At 55.7% G+C, this 20,248-nt stretch carries 17 protein-coding genes; 10 read left to right on the top strand and 7 right to left on the bottom strand.

Going from position 1 to position 20,248, the window contains the following annotated elements:
* Positions 1-75: 75 nt before the first annotated feature.
* Positions 76-1,206, bottom strand: coding sequence for a redoxin domain-containing protein (locus ACQKLP_RS06450; RefSeq protein WP_427321172.1), 1,131 nt, complete (start codon positions 1,204-1,206; stop codon positions 76-78).
* A gap of 79 nt (positions 1,207-1,285) precedes the next feature.
* Positions 1,286-2,167 (bottom strand): AraC family transcriptional regulator, encoded by an 882-nt coding sequence (locus ACQKLP_RS06455; protein ID WP_427321174.1) that lies wholly within the window; start codon positions 2,165-2,167, stop codon positions 1,286-1,288.
* 305 nt (positions 2,168-2,472) lie between these two features.
* Here ACQKLP_RS06455 and ACQKLP_RS06460 point away from each other — a divergent pair, with 305 nt between their 5' ends.
* Genes ACQKLP_RS06460 through ACQKLP_RS06475 form a run of 4 tightly spaced genes read left to right on the top strand, consistent with a single transcriptional unit; the run spans position 2,473 to position 9,595 of the window.
* Positions 2,473-5,733, top strand: a complete 3,261-nt coding sequence (locus tag ACQKLP_RS06460) for a SusC/RagA family TonB-linked outer membrane protein (protein WP_427321176.1) — start codon at positions 2,473-2,475, stop codon at positions 5,731-5,733.
* A gap of 18 nt (positions 5,734-5,751) precedes the next feature.
* Positions 5,752-7,653, top strand: a complete 1,902-nt coding sequence (locus ACQKLP_RS06465) for a RagB/SusD family nutrient uptake outer membrane protein (protein ID WP_427321178.1) — start codon at positions 5,752-5,754, stop codon at positions 7,651-7,653.
* 31 nt (positions 7,654-7,684) lie between these two features.
* The gene (locus ACQKLP_RS06470) at positions 7,685-8,884 is read left to right on the top strand and encodes a DUF5000 domain-containing lipoprotein (RefSeq protein ID WP_427321180.1); all 1,200 of its coding nucleotides are present in this window, start codon (positions 7,685-7,687) and stop codon (positions 8,882-8,884) included.
* Between the two features lie 21 nt (positions 8,885-8,905).
* A complete protein-coding gene (locus ACQKLP_RS06475) occupies positions 8,906-9,595 on the top strand; it encodes a DUF4998 domain-containing protein (RefSeq protein WP_427321182.1) in 690 nt (229 codons plus the stop codon).
* A 120-nt stretch (positions 9,596-9,715) separates the two neighbouring features.
* Here the strand turns inward: ACQKLP_RS06475 and ACQKLP_RS06480 are convergent, their stop codons facing one another.
* The gene (locus tag ACQKLP_RS06480) at positions 9,716-10,948 is read right to left on the bottom strand and encodes an NADP-dependent isocitrate dehydrogenase (protein ID WP_427321184.1); all 1,233 of its coding nucleotides are present in this window, start codon (positions 10,946-10,948) and stop codon (positions 9,716-9,718) included.
* 160 nt (positions 10,949-11,108) lie between these two features.
* Entirely contained in the window at positions 11,109-12,374 is a 1,266-nt protein-coding gene (gene icd, locus ACQKLP_RS06485; protein ID WP_427321186.1) for an NADP-dependent isocitrate dehydrogenase, read from the bottom strand.
* Between the two features lie 117 nt (positions 12,375-12,491).
* On the opposite strand from icd, the gene ACQKLP_RS06490 reads away from it, so the two are divergent.
* The 5 genes from ACQKLP_RS06490 to ACQKLP_RS06510 all read left to right on the top strand — a co-directional run bounded on the left by ACQKLP_RS06490 (position 12,492) and on the right by ACQKLP_RS06510 (position 16,240).
* Positions 12,492-13,151 carry an FAD-binding oxidoreductase gene (locus tag ACQKLP_RS06490; protein ID WP_427321188.1) on the top strand — a complete coding sequence of 220 codons (660 nt, stop codon included), beginning with the start codon at positions 12,492-12,494 and terminating at the stop codon, positions 13,149-13,151.
* 138 nt (positions 13,152-13,289) lie between these two features.
* Complete coding sequence (locus ACQKLP_RS06495; RefSeq protein WP_427321190.1) at positions 13,290-14,009, top strand: LiaF transmembrane domain-containing protein; 720 nt, start codon at positions 13,290-13,292, stop codon at positions 14,007-14,009.
* An 86-nt stretch (positions 14,010-14,095) separates the two neighbouring features.
* Positions 14,096-14,449 carry a DUF4288 domain-containing protein gene (locus ACQKLP_RS06500; RefSeq protein ID WP_126245467.1) on the top strand — a complete coding sequence of 118 codons (354 nt, stop codon included), beginning with the start codon at positions 14,096-14,098 and terminating at the stop codon, positions 14,447-14,449.
* Positions 14,450-14,466: 17 nt separating this feature from the next.
* Positions 14,467-15,531, top strand: coding sequence for a sensor histidine kinase (locus tag ACQKLP_RS06505; protein ID WP_427321192.1), 1,065 nt, complete (start codon positions 14,467-14,469; stop codon positions 15,529-15,531).
* The gene (locus ACQKLP_RS06510; RefSeq protein ID WP_427321194.1) at positions 15,509-16,240 is read left to right on the top strand and encodes a LytR/AlgR family response regulator transcription factor; all 732 of its coding nucleotides are present in this window, start codon (positions 15,509-15,511) and stop codon (positions 16,238-16,240) included. Before ACQKLP_RS06505 ends, ACQKLP_RS06510 begins: the two co-directional genes overlap by 23 nt.
* Before the next feature lie 4 nt (positions 16,241-16,244).
* Here the strand turns inward: ACQKLP_RS06510 and ACQKLP_RS06515 are convergent, their stop codons facing one another.
* Genes ACQKLP_RS06515 through ACQKLP_RS06525 form a run of 3 tightly spaced genes read right to left on the bottom strand, consistent with a single transcriptional unit; the run spans position 16,245 to position 19,219 of the window.
* Positions 16,245-16,652: a thioesterase family protein gene (locus ACQKLP_RS06515; RefSeq protein WP_427321196.1), complete on the bottom strand. Its 408-nt coding sequence runs from the start codon at positions 16,650-16,652 to the stop codon at positions 16,245-16,247.
* Positions 16,653-16,669: 17 nt separating this feature from the next.
* Positions 16,670-18,550, bottom strand: coding sequence for an Nramp family divalent metal transporter (locus ACQKLP_RS06520; protein ID WP_427321198.1), 1,881 nt, complete (start codon positions 18,548-18,550; stop codon positions 16,670-16,672).
* Positions 18,551-18,559: 9 nt separating this feature from the next.
* Positions 18,560-19,219 (bottom strand): metal-dependent transcriptional regulator, encoded by a 660-nt coding sequence (locus tag ACQKLP_RS06525; RefSeq protein WP_427321200.1) that lies wholly within the window; start codon positions 19,217-19,219, stop codon positions 18,560-18,562.
* 110 nt (positions 19,220-19,329) lie between these two features.
* Here ACQKLP_RS06525 and ACQKLP_RS06530 point away from each other — a divergent pair, with 110 nt between their 5' ends.
* Positions 19,330-20,244 carry a hypothetical protein gene (locus ACQKLP_RS06530; RefSeq protein WP_427321202.1) on the top strand — a complete coding sequence of 305 codons (915 nt, stop codon included), beginning with the start codon at positions 19,330-19,332 and terminating at the stop codon, positions 20,242-20,244.
* Positions 20,245-20,248: the final 4 nt, after the last annotated feature.

Below are 20,248 nucleotides of genomic sequence, written 5' to 3' on the forward strand. Positions count from 1 at the left end.
TTTTAGTTTGCCATACAAAGAAAAAGGGCTGCCGGAGAAATCCGGTCAGCCCTTTATAATTCAACTGTGGTACGCTTATTTGATCACTTCCGCGAGTTTGGCGGCCAGTGCATCGCCACGGAGGTTCTTGGCGATGATTTTGCCTTGCGGATCGAGCAGGAAGTTCTGCGGGATGGCGCGCACGGCGTAAAGGGCGGCGGCTTCGTTTTTCCAGAATTTCAGGTCGGAAACCTGCGTCCAGGTGAGGCCGTCGTCAGCGATCGCTTTCAGCCATTTGTCTTTTGCATTGGGCTGGTCGAGGGAAACGCCGAGGATGGTGAAGTTTTTGTCTTTGAATTCGTTGTAAGCTTTCACGACGTGCGGGTTTTCTGCACGGCAGGGGCCGCACCAGGAAGCCCAGAAGTCGATCAGCACGTATTTACCGCGGAAAGACGCCAGGGAAACGGGTTTCCCTTCGGTATCGTTCTGCGTGAAATCGGGAGCGGTAGCACCGATGGAAACGGCTTTCACTTTTTCGAGCATGTCTGCGTAAGCCTTGCCATCTGCGCTGGATTGCACGGCGGGAGACAGTTTGGCGAACATGGGCTGGATGGTGCCGTAGTCGGGCGCGGAGCCGGCGAACTGTTTCAGGGCTTCGAGGCCGGGGAGGGTTTTGGTATGCGTTTCCGCGAATTTCTTCATGATCGCATCTTCGTCATCGCCGATCTGTTTGCTTTCGGCCATGATGGCAGCCATCCAAACGGAATCTTTCTTCTGCTCGTCGGTAGAGCCGTAGTATTTGGCCATGAGGGCTTTGTTCTTGTCCATCACGGGCTTCAGCTGGGCTTCCAGGGCCACCTGGTCGGTGGTGTGGACGCCGCCTTTCACGGTAGCGTTTTTCAGGGAGTCCGCGCTCTTGATGTTCACGGTGCCGGGCTCCAGGTAAATTTTTACCGATTCGCCGTTGCGCGAAGAACGGGGGGCGTTCGGGCCGTAATCCATTACCACGGTAGCTTTGGTGATGCCGGCAACGGAGCCGTTGAAGGAGAATTCACCGTTTTTCAGCGTGGAGGAATCTTTCTTCTGTTCGCCGTCTACGGTATAAATAAGATAAGCCTGGGTGGGGGCGTTATGGCTGCCCACCTTGCCTTTTACGGCGTACTTGGTTTGGGCATGTACGAGCGCCGGCAGGAGGAGCACTGCAGGCAGGATCTGTAATCTTTTCATTTGATTGGTTTGATTTTACGTCCTAAAAGTAGGGAAAGAATTCGGTTGACTTGTTGCCGTTTGTCACAAAATATCCGGCTTACCCGCCTCTTTGCTGCCGGTAATGGTTGGGGGATATGCCCATCAGCCGGGTAAAAAACCGCGAAAAATAGTACGGATCGCTCATGCCCACGCTCGCCGCCACCTCCTTGATCCGCAGATCGCTGTACAACAGCAGTTCACAGGCCTTCTGCACCTTCAGGTTGTTGAAATACTCGATGGGCGTGTATCCCGTTTTCTTTTTGAACTGAAACACGAAATGGGAGACAGACAGGTTGGCTTCTTCGGCCAGCTGCTGCAGCGTGAGCTGCCCGTTGAGCTGCCGCTTCATCCGCTCGGTAGTGGTAGCCACCAGGTCGCGGCTGCCGGCCTCGGTTTCGGGGGTAAACCGCTCAGGGAACAGGAGGGAGGCGATGAACTGGCCGAAGCAAAGGTTGGCGTAAAGAATGTTGTCGAGATCATAGCCGCCTTCCAGCTGCCGGTAAATAGCCCCGAACAAGGCGATGCGCTGGTCGCGCCAGGGCACGGCGCTTTTCAGCGAGCCCGTTTTTTCTTCCAGCGTCCGGGCCACCGCCCCGGAAGCGCTGCCCACGAAATGCACCCAGTAGATCGTCCACGGGTCCTCTTCGTCGGCCTTGTAAGCATGGGCCATGTTCCGGGGGATCACGAAAAAATCGCCCGCGGCAATGGAATAGGTTTGCCGGTTGAAGCGGGCGCTTCCCTTACCGTCTACGCAATAAATGAGAATGTGCTCATCTACGCCTTCGGGCCGCACCCGGTGATGGTAGCGGGCCTTGGGATAATATCCCATGTCTGTGATGTACAGTCCTGCCGTCAATTCATTGCGCGCACACTGGTCCTGGAGGATTTTACGGGGGATGATGATCGACTGCTGGCCGTCGAATCCATCTTTTTTCTTCATACGCGGGATAGTTGAGGCTGGTCGTAAGATAGTCCATTTTTTAACCCGGCGTTTGCGTCAGCCGGTGCTTTCTATAAATATAGTGTAAGCCTCCGGGTTATTGTTAGCCTTTATTATCAAAGTCCGATGCAGGATTTGCAGGAGGGGTGGTCTGGAGGGGCGCGTCCGGCATAAAATCCATCATTACCCTTCTTGCATCCATTTTCCCGATAGAATTACTCTTTTAGATTTGTTGGCCAATACATTAGGGTAAAGATCAGCAATAAGTCAACCAAACCAGTTACTAAAGCATTAAAATCTCCGCTATGAAAGTGATCCACGTTCGTTTCCGAACGGGCAGGCAAGCGATTTGTCCGCCCGGAGAGAAACATTTTTCCCGATTCATCCCGGTATTCCTCACAGCGCTCGTCTTTCTGGCGTTCCTGCTGCTTTCGCCCCGCCGGACCGTTGCGCAGGAGAAGGGCGCGGTTACGGTAACGGGCAGCGTGAAGGATTCGGCAGGCACCGCCCTGCCAGGGGTTTCCATCATGGTCCAGGGCCAAACCGGCAAAGGCACCTCCACCAACGCCGACGGCCGTTTCATCATCGACGTTTCCCCCAACGCCACGCTCCAGTTCGTGCTCATGGGCTATGAATCGGTATTGGTGCCGCTGGCGGGCCGGCAATCCGTACATGTGGTACTGAAGGAAAAGGTAAGCCAGCTAACGGATGTCGTGATCACCGCCTACGGTAAAAAGCAGCAAAAAGAAGCCATCGTGGGGGCAGTTACGACCGTCAATCCCAAAGACCTCAAAATCCCCGCCAGCAACCTCACCACCGCACTGGCCGGGCAAGTGGCCGGGATGATCGCTTATCAGCGGAGCGGACAGCCGGGGCAGGATAATGCCTCCTTCTTCGTGCGCGGCGTCACCACTTTCGGGTACAAGCAAGACCCGCTCATCCTCATCGATAACGTGGAGCTCACGGCTACCGACCTGGCCCGCCTCCAGGTAGACGATATCGCCAGCTTCTCCATCCTCAAAGACGCCAGCGCCACGTCGCTCTACGGCGCGCGCGGCGCCAACGGCGTGATCCTCGTCACCACGAAAGAAGGAAAGGCCGGCAAGGCGAAAATCAATTTCCGGTTCGAGAACTCCATGTCGCAGGCCACCCGCAACCTCCAATTCGCCGACCCTGTGCAGTATATGGAGTTATATAACGAAGCCATCGAAACGCGGGACTCCCTGGGGATTCCGCGCTTCGACCAGAACAAGATCAACCACACCCGGAACGGAGACAATAAATTCGTGTACCCGGCGGTAGACTGGATGAGCGAGCTTTTCAAAAAACGGACGAACAACCAGCGCGCCAACCTCAGCGTGGCCGGCGGCGGAGAAGTAGCCCGGTATTATGTGGCCGGCTCCTACAGCCGCGACAATGGCATCCTGAAAGTGAGCCCTGTCAACAATTTCAATAACAACGTGCGGCTGAACAACTACCAGCTGCGGTCTAACGTCAACATCAACCTCACCAAAACCACGGAAATGGTGGTGCGCCTGTCCGGCAACTTCGACGAATATACCGGGCCGATAACGGGAGACGCCTCGTTCAGCACCGATCTTTATTCGCAGGTGATGCATACCAGCCCTGTGGATTTCCCCGCTTTTTTTACCCCTGATTCCTCTACCGCCTTCGAAAAGCACATCCTGTTCGGTAACAAAGCCCGGGAAAACGGCTCGTTGGGTATCAACCCGTACGCCCAGCTGATGCGGGGGTACAAGAATTTCTCGCAGTCGCGGATGTCTGCGCAGGTGGAGTTGACGCAGAACCTTTCGTTTATCACCAAAGGGCTCAATTTCCGGGGGATGATGACCACCAACAGGTATTCGTTTTTCGACGTGGCCCGCCAATACAAGCCGTTTTACTACCAGGTGGCCGATTACGACAAGCAATCGGACCAATACCGGCTGGCGTGGCTGAACAACAAGCCCACCGAGGCTACCGAATATCTCGATTATGTGCCGGGAAGCCGCAGCATTTCCACTTTCGTGTATCTCCAGGGCATGCTTGACTATAACCAGAGCTTCGGCGACCATACCATCAGCAGTACGCTCATCGGCACGCGGCAGCAAACGCTCAATACCGACGGTTCTTCGCTGCAATCTTCGCTCCCGTTCCGCAACCTCGGCCTGGCGGGGCGTGCCACGTATTCTTACCTGAGCCGGTATTTCCTGGAGTTCAACTTCGGGTATAATGGCAGCGAGCGTTTTTCGTCGAACAACCGGTTCGGGTTTTTCCCGACGATCGGTGGTTCGTGGGTAATTTCCAATGAAAGGATGTGGGAGCCGCTGCGCGATGTGGTGACCCGCGCCAAAGTGCGCGCCAGCTATGGCTGGGTGGGTAACGACGCCATCAGCGGACAGCGTTTCTTCTATATGTCTGAAGTGAACATGAACGCCAACTACGGCGCCATATTCGGGAAAAACAACGGCTACAGCCGCAGCGGCGTGGCCATCAGGAACTACGAGAACCGCGACGTAACCTGGGAAACCTCCCGGCAAACGAACATCGGTCTTGAATTGAGCCTTTTCGGCAAGCTGAATTTCATCGGCGAAGTATATCATCAATACCGGTCCAACATCCTGCAGCGCCGCTCTTCTATCCCCAATACATCCGGTCTGGAAGCGGATATCAGCGCCAATATCGGCGAAGCGGAATCCCGCGGGATGGACCTGTCGCTCGATTACAAACAGAATTTCAAGAGCGGTTTATGGGCGGCCGTCCGCGCCAACCTCACCTACGCCACCAACAAATACAGGGTGTTTGAAGAGCCCCAGTACAAGGAGCCCTGGCGCTCCCGCGTGGGCAACTCCATCGGGCAGACTTACGGTTTTATCGCGGAAAGATTGTTCGTGGACGATGCCGAAGTGGCCAATTCGCCCAAACAGAACTTTAACGGCTTCGTGCCCCGCGGTGGCGACATCAAATACAAAGACGTAAACGGCGACGGAGAGATCACCGAGCGCGACATGGTGCCCATCGGCCTGCCCACCACGCCCGAGCTGGTCTACGGCGCCGGCTTCTCGCTGGGTTACAAGAACTTCGACGTGTCCGCATTCTTCCAGGGCCTCGGCCGCGAGTCCTTCTTCATTGATGTTACTGACGACGACCAGCAGGGAGGCTACCTCAAGAGCACCATGCCTTTCGTCAACAATGCGCAGATCCTGAAAGCGTATGCGGATAATTACTGGTCTGAGGAAAACCAGAACATTTACGCCATGTTGCCCCGCCTGTCGGCCGCACAAAACTTCAATTCCGCGCCGAGCCCGAGGGGCGGAGAAACCATCGCCAACACCTGGTTCATGCGCAACGGGGCTTTCCTGCGGCTGAAGAGCGTGGAAGTGGGGTACACCATCCCGAAACACATTACCAAACGTTACCACATCGAGAACCTGCGGGTGTATTTCAACGGGCTCAACCTGCATACCTGGAGCAGCTTCAAGCTGTGGGACCCGGAAATGGGCGGCAATGGCCTGTCTTATCCCTTGCAGAAGGTGTTCAACTTCGGCATAAACGTCAACCTGTAGCCATTTAAAACGCAAATCATGAAAAGCAACATACAAACGTGGATAGCGGCGGCCTTGCTGCTGGTCAGCTTCCCCTCGTGCAAAAAATACCTGGATGTGATGCCGGACAACGTGGCTACCATCGACTATGCGTTCCGCAACCGGAACGAAGCGGAGAATTACCTCTTCACCTGCTACGCCACCATGCAGCGCAATCTTTTCTACACCTGGAACGATCCCGCGTTCACCATGGGGGGCGAGATCCTCCACCCCATTCTCCAGGAAGGCGGCGGGGGCGATTACGGGTTCCGTGCGCTGCGGTCGGGAAAGAACGTGATGTCTGTGGAATTCGACCTGTTCAACGGCAACAACGGAGGCGTCAAGCTCTTCCAGGCCATCCGCCGCTGCAATATTTTCCTTGATAACGTGGATAAGCCGATCGACCTGACGGCCACCGAAAAAGCGCGGTGGGTTGCGGAGGTGAAATTCCTCAAAGCCTACTACAATTACTGGCTGGTGCGGCAGTACGGGCCGGTCCCCCTGATCCGGAAAAACCTGCCGCTGAACGCGACCGTGGAAGAAGTGCGGGTGAAAAGGGAGCATGTGGATACGGTTTTCAATTATATCGTGCAGTTGCTGGACGAAGCTGCGCCCGGCCTGCCGGTGAACATCACGGCGGTAGCGAGCGAGTCCGGGCGCATCACGCGGTCGGCCGCATTGAGCCTGAAGGCGGAAGCGTTGGTTTGGCAGGCGAGCCCCCTGTTCAACGGCAACCCGGATTATTCGGGGTTCCGCGGGAAGGAAGGACAGGCGCTGTTCTCCGAAAACATGGACCCCGGAAAGTGGACGCGGGCAGCTGCCGCCTGTAAAGATGCGGTGGAAGCGGCGCACGCGGCCGGCGTGAAGCTCTATGAATTTGTGCCACCCGCCAACCTGGCCAATATCAGCGATTCTACCATGAAGCTGCTCGCCTTCCAGGGCGCGGTTTCGCACCTGTTCAACGACGAAGTGATCTGGGGCGCCAATCCTATTCACGGTGATTTCCAATATTACTGCGTTCCCAAAATGACGCCGGAGTCGCAGGCGAACGACGGCATCATCGGCAGCCTCTGCGCGCCGCTGGCCATCGCCGAGCTGTTTTATACGGAAAACGGCGTTCCCATCAACGAAGACAAAACCTGGGACTATGCCAATCGCAACACGCCCCGCGCCAGCGACAACGCGCATAAATACTACATCCACAACGGTTACCAGACGGCCGGCCTCAACCTGCACCGCGAAATGCGGTTTTATGCCAGCCTCGGTTTCGACGGCAGCAACTGGTTCGGCAACGGTACCCTCGACGATGAGAACCAGCAATACATCCAGGCCAAAATGAAGCAGGTGAGCGGCGCTGCGATGCCGATCAAAACGAACGCCAGCGGGTATTGGATCAAAAAGCTCGTGTCTTACCAGAGCGAATTCCAGCGCCAAAGCTTCCCGGTAGCTTTCGCCGTTCCGCGCATTCGCCTGGCCGGCATGTACCTCCTCTACGCCGAAGCCCTCAACGAAGCGGGGAACCCTGCGGAAGCGCTGGTATGGCTCAATAAAGTACGGGAAAGGGCCGGACTGAAAACCGTGCAGGAATCCTGGAGCAACTATTCCAGCCAGCCCGGCAAGTTCAACACCAAAGACGGCCTGCGGCAGATCATCCACCAGGAACGGCGCATCGAGCTGGCTTTCGAAAGCCAGGCCGGATGGGATCTGCGGCGCTGGAAGGAGATGAAGGACCATCTCAGCAAACCCATGCAGGGGTGGAGCGTGTATGAAGAATCCACAGCAGGATACTACCGCCGCCGCACCATCTTTATGCCGGTATACAGCACCAAAGAATACCTCTGGCCCATCAGCGACAACGATCTCACCGTGAACCCGAACCTGGTGCAGACGCCGTTGTGGTAAACCAGCCTTCCATCCATAAAAATCTTTCAAGATGAAAATTCAACAAACCAAAATATTCGCACTGCTCGGCATTATGGGGCTGGCGCCCATGTGGGGCGGCTGTTTCAAAGATGATATCTACAACGAGCCCACGGAAAAAGACGGTACCAAGCCCGGCCCCGTTACCAATGTCCAGGTAAAAAACCTGAACGGCGCCGCCACCATCACCTACACGTTGCCGAAATCCTCCAACCTGCTCTACATCAGGGCGAAGTATAAGACCAACGATGTAGACACCCGCCAGACGCAGGTTTCCTATTATTCCAACTCGATCGAGGTGAACGGGTTCGCGGAAAAGAAAGAGTATGAAGTGGTGCTGACGGCGGTTTCCCGCGGGGAAGTGGAATCCGACCCGGTAGTGGTGAAAGTACACCCGGAAACGCCCATTCACCGGCTGGTGCTGCCCACCGTGCACATCAACCCCGATTTCGGCGGCATTTATGTTGCAGCCGAAAACCCTACCCGCGAAAAGATCGGCATCATCGTGATCACGGCAGATAAAAACGGGGAATTCAAGCCCATCGAAAGCAAATACCTCACCACCGCGGAAGTGGGTTTCAGCATCCGCGGCTATGAAAGCAAACCCCGGAAATTCGGCGTGTACGTGGTAGACCGCTGGGGCAACAGCTCCGATACGACGTTCAGCGACGTTACGCCGCTGTTCGAATCGTTGATCGATAAAAACAAATTCCGGGAATACGCATTGCCGGGCGATGAGCCGTCTGATTATACCTGGTACCTGCCTTACCTGTGGGACGGTAAAACCGAAGAAGCGGAAGGGAACGGTTTCCATACCACTACCGTAGGCGCTTTGCCGAAACACATCACGTTCGACATGGGCGCGAGCTACAACCTGAGCCGCTACAAGATGATGCACAGGGTGACCGACTGGATGGCCTTCTCGCACGGCAACCCGAAACGCTGGAAGCTGTGGGGTACCGACAGCAAACCCGCCACCAACGGCAGCTTCGACGGGTGGACGCTCATCGGCGAATACGAAACCCCGCCCAAGCCTTCCGGCCGGCCGCCTTACGACAATACTGCGGAAGACATTGCCCGGGCGCGGCAGGGCTTCGAGTTCAATATCCCGGCCAATACGCCCAAAGTAAGGTACATCCGCATCCAGGTCGAAGAAACGCTGTCTGGCGCCAACTTCTGGCATCTGATGGAAATCACTTTCTGGGGTCAATAATCATTCAAACCGCATCAACACATGAAAACACTCAATCCATATACCCTGCTGGCGGCCGGCTGCGCGATGCTCCTGGCTTTGGGCGCCTGCGACAGGGAACCGACAGATTACCGGGAATTCCTGAATGGAAAGGAAAGCGTTTATCCCGGCAAGCCGAACAACCTGGTGGCCATGCCCGGCCGCGACCGGGTGCAGTTCGCCTTTAACCCCAGTGCAGATCCCAGCGTGAAGCGTTACCGCATCGCCTGGAACAATGGCCGGAACTCCACGTTGGTAGACGCCACCACGCACGATCCGGCGGAAGTCATGAAAGTGACGGTGCCGTCTCTGAACGAAGACATGTACGAATTCGCATTGTACGCGCTCGACGGATCGGGCAATATTTCCGTGCCCAGCGCTGTTTCCGTGCGCACCTACGGCGCGCGCTACGAAAGCGGCCTCAATAACCGCGGCGTTGTATCCAAATGGTTCGAAGGCGAAACGCTCGTGATCCAGTGGGCAACGGCGGATACGGTGCACACCGGCTCAAAAATCGCCTACACGGACGTCGGCGGAAGGAAGAAAACGCTGGATGTAGCGGCCGATGCATGGGAAACGCGCGTAGCGGATTGTAAGGCCGGGGAAGCAGTGAGCGTGTTGTCGGGCTACAAGCCCGTTTCCCGCGCGATCGATACATTTTACGCCCTCAAACCGGATACATTGAAATTTTAGTTGTTAGACCGTTTGTATTTGTGGCCCCCGGGAATAGACGCCCGGGGGCTTTTTTTATGAGGACTGGTGCAAAAAAAACGGCCTCCGCATTGGAGGCCGTTCGTATCGCAAGTGACCGGATTATTTGGAGAGTTTGGCTTTGAGGCCTTTGTCCAGCTCTTCGAGGAATTCCTCGGTGTAGAGATAGTGTTTGCCGTGCTCCACTTTGTTGCCGTGGATGCAGACAGCGAGGTCTTTGGTCATTTTGCCGCTTTCTACGGTTTCGATGCACACGGTTTCGAGGGCGTGGCAGAAATCGATCAGGGCCTGGTTGCCGTCCAGTTTGCCACGGAACTCCAGGCCGCGGGTCCATGCGAAGATGGAGGCGATGGGGTTGGTGGAAGTGGGTTTACCTGCCTGGTGATCGCGGTAGTGGCGGGTTACGGTGCCGTGGGCGGCTTCCGCTTCCATCGTTTTGCCGTCGGGCGTAACGAGGGTAGAGGTCATGAGGCCGAGGGAACCGAAGCCCTGGGCCACGGTGTCTGACTGCACGTCGCCATCATAGTTCTTACAAGCCCATACGAAGTTGCCGTTCCATTTCAGGGCGGAGGCCACCATGTCGTCGATCAGGCGGTGCTCGTAGGTAAGACCGTTCTTGTCGAACTCAGCTTTGAATTCTTTCTGGTAAACGTCTTCGAAGATATCTTTGAAGCGGCCGTCGTATTTTTTCAGGATGGTGTTCTTGGTGCTGAGGTACAGGGGCCATTTCTTCATGAGGGCCTGGTTGAAGCAGGCGCGCGCGAAGCCGTAGATGGATTCGTCGGTATTGTACATCGCCAGGGCAACGCCGTCGCCTTTGAAGTTGTACACTTCGAATTCCTGCACTTCACCGTTCTCGCCTTCGAACTTGATGGTGAGCTTGCCTTTGCCTTTGGTCACGAAGTCGGTAGCACGGTACTGGTCGCCGAAAGCGTGGCGGCCGATGCAGATGGGAGCGGTCCAGTTGGGCACGAGGCGCGGAACGTTGCTCATCACGATCGGTTCGCGGAATACGGTGCCGTCGAGGATGTTACGGATGGTACCGTTGGGGGATTTCCACATCTGCTTCAGTCCGAATTCCGTTACACGTTGCTCGTCGGGCGTAATGGTGGCGCATTTGATGCCCACGTTATATTGTTTGATGGCGTTGGCGGCGTCTATCGTCACCTGGTCGTTGGTAGCATCGCGGTGCTCCATGCCCAGGTCGTAATATTTAATGTCCAGCTCCAGATACGGTGTGATCAGTTTGTCTTTGATGAACTTCCAGATGATCCGCGTCATTTCGTCGCCATCCAGTTCAACCACAGGGTTTGCAACTTTGATTTTTTGTGACATCGATGTAATGTTTTGTGTTCTTCTTATAAAATCTTTATGAGACACGAAATCCCGCTACGGATTACGTTTTTCTATCAAATGATATTATTTGAATGTCGAAAGATAGTATTATCCTTCAAAAAAACGTAATCGTGGCGGGAAAATCGCTGTTAAGGCTATCTTAAAGCTGCTTGATGATCTCGTCTGCGAACTCGCTGGTCTTCACGAGCGTGGCGTCGTCCATCAGCTTGTAGAAGTCGATGGTAACGCGTTTGCGCATGATGGCGGTGCTGAGCCCGTGGGTGATGATATCTGCGGCTTCCTTCCATCCCAGGTATTCCAGCATCATTACGCCGGAAAGGATCACGGAGGAAGGGTTCATGGTATCTGTGTCGGCGAAGCGGGGCGCGGTGCCGTGGGTGGCTTCGAACACGGCGTGGCCGGTAGCGTAGTTGATATTGCCGCCGGGCGCGATGCCGATGCCGCCTACTGCTGCTGCCAGCGCGTCGGAGATATAGTCGCCGTTAAGGTTGAGCGTGGCGATCACGGAATAGTCCTGCGGAGCGAGGAGGATCTGCTGAAGGAAGTTGTCGGCGATCACATCGTTCACGATGATCTTGTTATGCGCTTTGGCCACCGCGATTTCCTTGTTGGCGGCCTCTTCGCCCAGTTCCTTCTTCGTTTTTTCCCATTGCTCCCAGGTATACACGTATTCGCCGAATTCGCGGGCTGCCAGTTCGTAGCCCCAGTTCTTGAAGCCACCTTCGGTGAACTTCATGATGTTGCCTTTGTGAACGATGGAAACGGTGGGCTTTTTATGCTCGATGGCATATTTGATGGCAGCGCGCACCAGTCTTTCCGTACCTTCCTTGGACACCGGTTTGATGCCCAGCGAGGAAGTTTCCGGGAAGCGGATCTTGTTCACGCCCAGCTCTTCGGTGAGGAATTTGAGGAGCTTGTTGGCGCCTTCGGTGCCATACATATATTCGATGCCGGCATAGATGTCTTCCGTGTTTTCCCGGAAAATCACCATATCCACCTTCTCGGGGTGCTTCACGGGGCTGGGTACCTTATTGAACCAGCGCACGGGGCGCACACAGGCGTAGAGGTCCAGCTCCTGGCGCATGGCCACGTTCAGGGAACGGATACCGCCGCCCACAGGGGTCGTCAGCGGGCCTTTGATAGACACCAGGTATTCCTTCAGCGCGTCCAACGTCGATTTGGGCAGCCATTCGCCCGTTGCCTGGAAGGCCTTTTCGCCCGCCAGTACTTCTTTCCACTCGATCTTCCGCTCACCACCGTAAGCTTTCTCCACAGCCGCGTCGAACACCCGTACGCTCGCACGCCAGATATCCGGCCCGATGCCGTCACCGATAATAAATGGAATAATAGGATGGGCAGGAACCTTGATCTGCCCGTTGATCATCTGAATTTTTTCTGCCGGCATATTGCTTGTTCTTTATTGCACCGCAAAGGTAACACATTTACAACGGTCCCCACCCCCCGATTTGTGAGAATTAACTTAAATTCGGGATAGAATTGTCTGACCCGTAAATCCGGCCCCATGGAGCAACATATTGTCACAATATTGGATATAAGCCCCGTTACGCACGACGTCAAACGCTTCAAAATCCGTAAACCCCAGGGGTACACGTTCATACCCGGACAGGCGACCGACGTGGCCATCAACAAACCCGGCTGGAACGACCAGCTGCGGCCGTTCACCTTTACGGCCCTCAACGACTGGGACCATCTCGAGTTTACCATCAAGATCTACGAACACGGCGGCGTCACCCAGGAGCTGGGGCTGCTCAAACCGGGCGACGAGCTCCTTATCCACGACCCCTGGGGCGCGATACAGTACCAGGGCGAAGGGGTGTTCATCGCCGGAGGGGCCGGCGTTACGCCGTTCATCGCCATTTTCCGGCAGTTGCAGAAAGATGGGAAGATCGGCGGCAACAAATTGATTTTCAGTAATAAAACGCAGGAAGATATCATCCTCGAGCCCGAATTCCGGGCCATGCTGGGCCCCAATTTCATCAACACCCTTACAGACGAGGCCCGGCCGGGGTACGATCATCATTATGTAGACGAAGTGTACCTGCGCGACAAGGTCAAAAACTTCCAGCAACACTTCTATATCTGCGGGCCAGACCCCATGGTGGCCGCGTTGCAGCCCATCATCCGCAAATTGGGCGGTGAATCCGTCATTGTCGAGCTTTGACCGGTTTCACCGACGATTTCCCCCTTTTTACCGGTAAAACCACCCTCGCCCGCCTGATAGCGGTTGCCCGGCGTATATGCGCTCCGTATGTTTGCATCATCAAACAATCCTAACCTACAAAAGCAAACACTACAATTTATGCGCAGGTATAATCGTCATCATGATAGCAGCGGCAACGGCGGGCTCTGGGCCGGCCTCATCATCCTCTGCATCGGTATTTTCATTCTGCTCAAAAAAATGGGCATTTTCTTTCCTGACTGGATTTTTTCCTGGCCCATGATCCTCATCGCCATCGGTTTCGTCATGGGCGTGAAGGGCAAGTTCCAGGGCGTTGCATGGTTTATCGTCACATTTATCGGATGTATTTTCCTCGTCGGCGATATTGTGCCATACGATTGGAACATGCGAAGGTTCTTCTGGCCGGCCATCCTCATCGTTATTGGTATTTACCTCATAAGGCGGGCCACGAGCAAAAAGCAGCAGTATGAAAAGATATTTTCGGCGGATGACAGCGCCAACCAGGACGATTTCATACAGGCCACCACGCTCTTCAGCGGCACCAACAAGGTAGTGCTGTCCAAAAACTTCCTGGGCGGTAACGTAACTACCATGTTCGGCGGTACGGAACTGAACTTTTCGCAGGCCGATATCAACGGGGAAGTGATCCTGGAGATCACGAACCTCTTCGCCGGAACGGAAATCATCGTGCCCTCGAACTGGAACGTGAAAGTAGACATCAACACCGTTTTCGGCGGGATCGAAGACAAGCGCCTGGTTCCACCGGCCATCCCGACCGACAAGACGCTTATCCTCCGGGGTTCCTGCACTTTCGGCGGGGTAGACCTGAAAAGCTATTGATCCTTTCCTTCCGCCATTCTTTCATCCATCGTACGTTTCCCCCATTCCATCCATCCATCCTTTATATCACCGAAAACCTTTAAAACATGTATTGGTACGTAGCCAAGATCGTTTACCAGATCATTTGCGGAACAGGAGACCACCTCCCGCAATTCGACGAGCAGCTGCGCCTCATCAGCGCAACGAGCAAGGCAGAAGCCTGGAAAAAGGCGGTGCAGATCGGGGAGCAGGAACAATATGCTTTCCGCAACCAGCGCGAAGAACTGGTGGAATGGCGATACATCAACGTTCCCGAACTGCATACGCTCGACGAGCTGAAAGACGGTATGGAGATCTATTCCCGCGTGGAAGAGCCCGATAACGCCAACAGCTATGTGGCCCTCCTGCAGATGAAAGCGGCGCAGCTGCAAACGCAGAAGATGTTCGAACTGAATGTTTAATCCGGAAAACGACTCCTTTGGCAACACATCTGTTGAAAGAAAAGCCCTTCCGGTGGACGTTCCTCATCGCCTGCTGCGTGTTCTCGGCCGTGCATGGTTTCATCCTGCATTACTGGCTGGGGGTAGACGGGCCGAACGCCTGGATGGACGCCAACATCCACAACATTCTCCTGTTCATCGCGGTGGCCGCCATCACCCAGATGCAGGCTTATTATAGACCGGTGAGGATGCGCTACGTGTACGTGGCCGTCCTCACCACCGTCATTAGCGCACTCTGGCTGTTGCTAACCCTGGTGATCCTCCGGGCGGTTTTCCCGAAAGACGCGGTGTACCTGCAATGGCTGTCAGACACCGCGCCCGTGCGGTTCGCGCTGGGATGGCTCATGCTCATGGGCACGGGGTTCCTCAGTTTCATCATGTACGAAATGGAAGACCAGCGCCAGGCGCTGGCGCGCAAAGACGCGGCGGAGAAGATGGCCCGCGAGGCCGAGCTCTACAAGCTCCGCCAGCAATTGCAGCCGCACTTCCTGTTCAACAGCCTCAATTCCATCAACGCGCTCGTTTCCATCCGGCCGGAAGAAGCGCGCCAGATGATCCAGCAGCTGAGCGATTTCCTGCGGGGGACGCTCAAGCGGGAGGATCAAAGCTGGGTACCCCTGCGCGAGGAGCTCCAGTATTTACAACTATATCTCGATATCGAGAAAGTGCGCTTCCGCCACCGGCTCACGACCGAACTCGTGACAGACCCCGGGGCAGGGGAGTTCGGCATCCCGCCCATGCTCCTCCAGCCCGCCGTGGAAAACGCCATCAAATTCGGACTGTACGACACCACCGAAGCCATCAGCATCCGCATCCACGCCTGGACCGAGCGCGATGTGCTCTTCGTGTCCGTCACCAACCCGTTCGATGCAGACATGCCGGCCACCTCGCGCAAAGGCACCGGCTTCGGCCTCAATTCCATCAGCCGCAGGCTGTACCTGCTCTTTGCCCGGCAAGACCTGCTGGAAACGTCCACGGAAGGCAATATTTTTACCACACTCATTAAAGTACCTCAGCAGCATGATAAAGACCATTCTGATTGATGACGAGCCCCTCGCCCGCGAACTGGTCAGGGAATACCTGCGCGATTTTCCGCAGGTAGAAGTCGTGGCCGAATGCAACGACGGCTTCGAAGGGCTCAAAGCGATCCAGCAACATCAGCCCGACCTCCTTTTTCTCGACATACAAATGCCCAAGATCAACGGTTTCGAAATGCTGGAACTGGTAGACAAGCTGCCGCAGGTCATCTTCACCACCGCTTTCGAAGAATACGCCCTCCGCGCTTTCGAAGTGAGCGCGGTGGATTATCTGCTCAAACCGTTCTCCAAAGACCGCTTCGCCAAAGCCTTGCAGAAATTGCTGGAGCGCAGCAGCGGCGTCAATCCCGAACTGCTCGACAATGCCGCCCGCGAAATGCCCATTCAGCAAAACCGCGTGGTGGTGAAGATCAACGGAAAGATCAAGATCATCCCCGTCCAGGATATCCATTATCTCGAAGGGGCAGACGATTATGTGAAGATCATCACGGCGGAAGGGGCTTTTCTCAAGAATAAAACCATGACCTTTTTCGAAAAAATGCTCGATCCGCAGCAATTCATCCGCGTGCACCGCTCGTATATCCTGAACGTTACGCAGATCACGCGCATCGACCCCTACGAAAAGGAAAGCTATCTCGCCATTTTGCGCGACGGCAGTAAAGTGATGGTAAGTAAAACGGGTTATCCGAAACTGAAGGAAGTATTGGGTTTGTAGCGTTTCAACTTTTCATATTCGAATCGAGAGACTGGAACAGCCGTTCCAGTTTTTCTTTTTTAAGGACCTTCTGACCGGTTTTCCCTTTGGCGACGAGCCTTCCGTTGCAATGCGCTTCAAAACCGCAGATGATCTCGTTTCCTGCGATGCTTTCGGCGGTGGCGGTGAATTCCACGGTGGAACCTGCTGTGGCGGGACTGATATGTTCAACGGAAATCATGGTGCCGATGCCTTCTTCTTCGGTGGATTTGACGTCGAGCACGAAGAGGCGGCAACACCATTCGGCATCGCGGGCGAGGGCGAAGGTGGCGTAAACGGGGTGGACGGAGCCGCTGTCGAACGCGGCGCAATCTTCCGGGCGGACGAGGCGGCTGAAGCGGCGCTGCTCGCCGGGTTGAATGGGAATGGCCATTCCTGAAAGTACGAAAATTATTGCACGACCAGTACGGGGATGTGGACCTTGTGGCGGACGTAATTCACGGTTTCGCCATAGAGCCAGTCTTTCAGCCCGGAGTGGCCGTGGCCGCCGAGGATGAGCAGGTCTGCATTTTCCGCTTTCACGATCCGCGCGATTTCCTTGGCGCGGTGGCGGTAGCCCAGCTGGCCGGTGGCTTTGACGCCGCGTTGGGCGAGGAGGCGGATGTAGGTATCCAGTTGTTCCTGGTCTTTTTGCGTTTCGAAATCATGTGCGTCTTTTCCAAAATAGCGTGCAGACGCGCTTTCCACGATATGGATGAGTACGTAATGCGTGCCCGGGTTCCCTTGCGCGAGGGCGTTGGCGATCACGCGCTCGTCTTGCTGCGAAAAGTCGAGCGCCATGGCGATGCGGCCGTAGACGGGCTTTTCGAGATCGCCGAGGGAAACGTTGGCCGGGTGCATCTGCGCCGAGCGCATTTTCCGGTAGCGGCTGAGCCAGGGGTAGATCACGGTGATGACCAGCAGGGCCATGAAACCGAGGATCACCGCGAGGATGAGCCCGTCTACCCACCAGGGGTTATCGGCCGTGAGGAGTGCTTCCGCTTCGTTAAAAACCATCCGGATGTTAAGATACACCAAAACGCTGGAAATGAGCCAGGCCGCGGCTTTCACATAAGGCTTGATGGCGAAGGCGCCCATCGTTTGCTTATCGCTCACGAAATGGATGAGCGGGATGATGGCGAAGCCGAGCTGCAGGCTCAGCAGCACCTGGCTGAACACGAGCAGTTCCCCGATCTTTTCTTCCCCCGCCACCAGGATCACGATCAATGCAGGAATAATTGCCACCAGCCGCGTGATCAGCCGGCGCAGCCAGGGGTTGATGCGCAGCCGCAAATAACCTTCCATGACGATCTGCCCGGCGAGGGTGCCCGTAACGGTAGAGCTTTGTCCCGCCGCAATGAGCGCCACGGCGAAGAGGATAGGCGCGAGCTTGCTGCCCAGCAAGGGCTCCAGCATCCGGTGGGCCTCGTGGAGGTCCGCGATGCCGGTATGGCCGGCTTTATAGAATACGGTAGCGGCGAGGATGAGGATGGCGGCGTTCACGAAAAACGCGAGGTTCAGCGCGATGGCCGTATCCGCGAAATTGATGCGCAACGCCCTGCGGATGCCGCTGTCCGTTTTGCTGATCTTGCGCGTTTGGACGAGCGCGGAATGCAAATACAGGTTGTGGGGCATCACCGTAGCGCCGATGATCCCGATGGCAATGTAGAGCGCCGTTTCATCCGGCAGCGCCGGCACGAAACCCTTCACCACTTCGCCCATGGGCGGCTCCGCGATGAGCAGCTGTACGAGGAACGACGTCCCCACGATGGCCACCAGCGCAATGATGAACGCTTCCATCTTCCGGATGCCGTACCGCTGGAGGATAAGCAGCAGGAAGGTGTCGAGCACGGTAAGGCTGACGCCCCACATGAGCGGAAGCCCCGTCAGCAGCTGGATACCGATCGCCATGCCCAGCACTTCGGCCAGGTCGGTGGCAGCAATGGCGATTTCGGCGAGGATATATAAAATGAAGTTGACCGGCGCGGGATAGGTTTCGCGGTTGGCCTGCGCGAGGTCGCGCCCGCGAACAATGCCCAGGCGCGCGCTGAGGCTTTGGAGGAGCAGGGCCATGATATTGCTCATCAGCAGTACCCAAAGCAAAGTATAGCCGTAGCGGCTGCCGCCCGCGAGGTCGGTGGCCCAGTTCCCCGGGTCCATGTACCCCACGGAAACGAGGTAGGCCGGGCCGAAGAAGGCGAGTATCCTTCGCCATTTGGAGCGATGGGGCTGGGTAGTGTCTATGCTCTGGTGAACTTCGCTGAGTGAGGCGCTGGATTCCTGCGTACGCATGCTGCCGGTTTACAATGATTTGACCATGATGTTCTTCGATACCTGTTCGCTAAGTGTAAAGGCGGGCTGATTGCGGATCTTGACCTCCACGGAGTTGTCGAATTCGTATCGTTCTATAATATCGAGCTGGGTGCCGAGCCGGATGCCCTTGGCGTTGAGGAACTCCAGGAGGGCAGACGACTGGTCAGACACGCCGGCCACTTCGAGCCGCCGCGCCGTGGCTTTGTCCAGCGAAATGAGGGGCTGGCTTTTGGAGATCCGGCCCTGCGCGTCGGGGATGGGATCGCCATGCGGGTCGGTAGTGGGGTTGCCCAGGAACGCGCTCAGCCGCGCGATCAGTTTTTCGCTCCGCACATGCTCCAGCTCTTCGGCGATCTCGTGCACCTCGTCCCAACTGAAACTTAACTTGTCTACCAGGAAACATTCCCACAAACGGTGGCGGCGAACGATCTGCAATGCAAGCTTGCGGCCTTCGGCGGTGAGGCTGATACCCTGGTACTTCTCATAATCGATCAACTTCTTCTCTTTCAGCTTCTTCGCCATATCCGTTACCGAAGCCGGCTTGGTGGCCAGGTCGTAAGCAATGGCATTGGTGCTCACCACTTCCTCCCCGTCCTGCAGCTTGTAAATGCTTTTGATGTAGTTCTCTTCCGCAACCGTCAAGTTCATATGCTCTAAAATATTATTTAGACAAATCTAAATAAATTATTCCGAAAGGAAAAGAACTGGGAGAAATTTGGAATTATGACTACCTTTTCGCCGAATTACGACAAATCACTATGCGGAGCATTCTTTTCCTGTTTCTGGCGATCGGCGTACTGGCCGGTTGCAAATCCCGTAAAAAGACCATCAGCGAAGACGATCGCGAGCTTACGTTCGCGGATTATTCCAATAAATTCCCCGCTGCGGAGGCATTGCGCTGGAATGCGGATTCGCTGAAACGGAAGCGGACAGACAGCCTGGCGTTCAAGTCCCGTTACCTGAAACAGTTCCTCCCCGACACCCTCACCAAAGGCGTTTTCGGCGCTGCCGAAAAGCCCAGATTCTGGCCGGTAGGGCAGTTAACGCTGACCGAAGACCTCCGCCTCTTCGTGGTGGAAGGCGCCGCCAAATCGGGCGCCGCGGCCTGGATGTGCTTTTACGATAAAAACGGCACTTTCCTTAAAAGGTACCTTGCCGCGCAATATGTGGCCGGCGGGAATAAAAAGACGGGTTTTTCCGTCGATAAGAAGGGAAATATCCGCATCACCACCGAAACCGGCGCGGCCATCGCGCGGGAAGACGTGTTCGCCGCCAACCCGGACGGCAGCCTGGCGCTCATCCTTACCAATTCCAACGAGCCCGCGGTAACGGGGCTGTTCAATCCCATAGACACCCTTCCCCGTAAGCATAAACTTTCCGGCAACTACACCGCCGGAGAAGGCAATATCGTTTCCATCCGCGATGGGGAAACGGCGAAGGAATTCCTTTTCTTCATTCACTTCACGCGCGACAAAGGAGCCTGCACCGGCGAGATCGACGGCACCGGCCGTTTTACCACCGCTACTACAGGGCAATGGCGCGACAAGCAATCCGGTTGCATCGTAGATTTCAAATTCAGCGGCAGCAAGGTAACGATCAATGAAACGGGCTGTGGCGCCTATCGCGGCATCAAATGCGCGTTCGAAGGCACTTTCACGAAAAAACGCAAGTAGGGGA

The organism is Chitinophaga sp. NPDC101104 (assembly GCF_050277495.1).
GTDB lineage: Bacteria > Bacteroidota > Bacteroidia > Chitinophagales > Chitinophagaceae > Chitinophaga.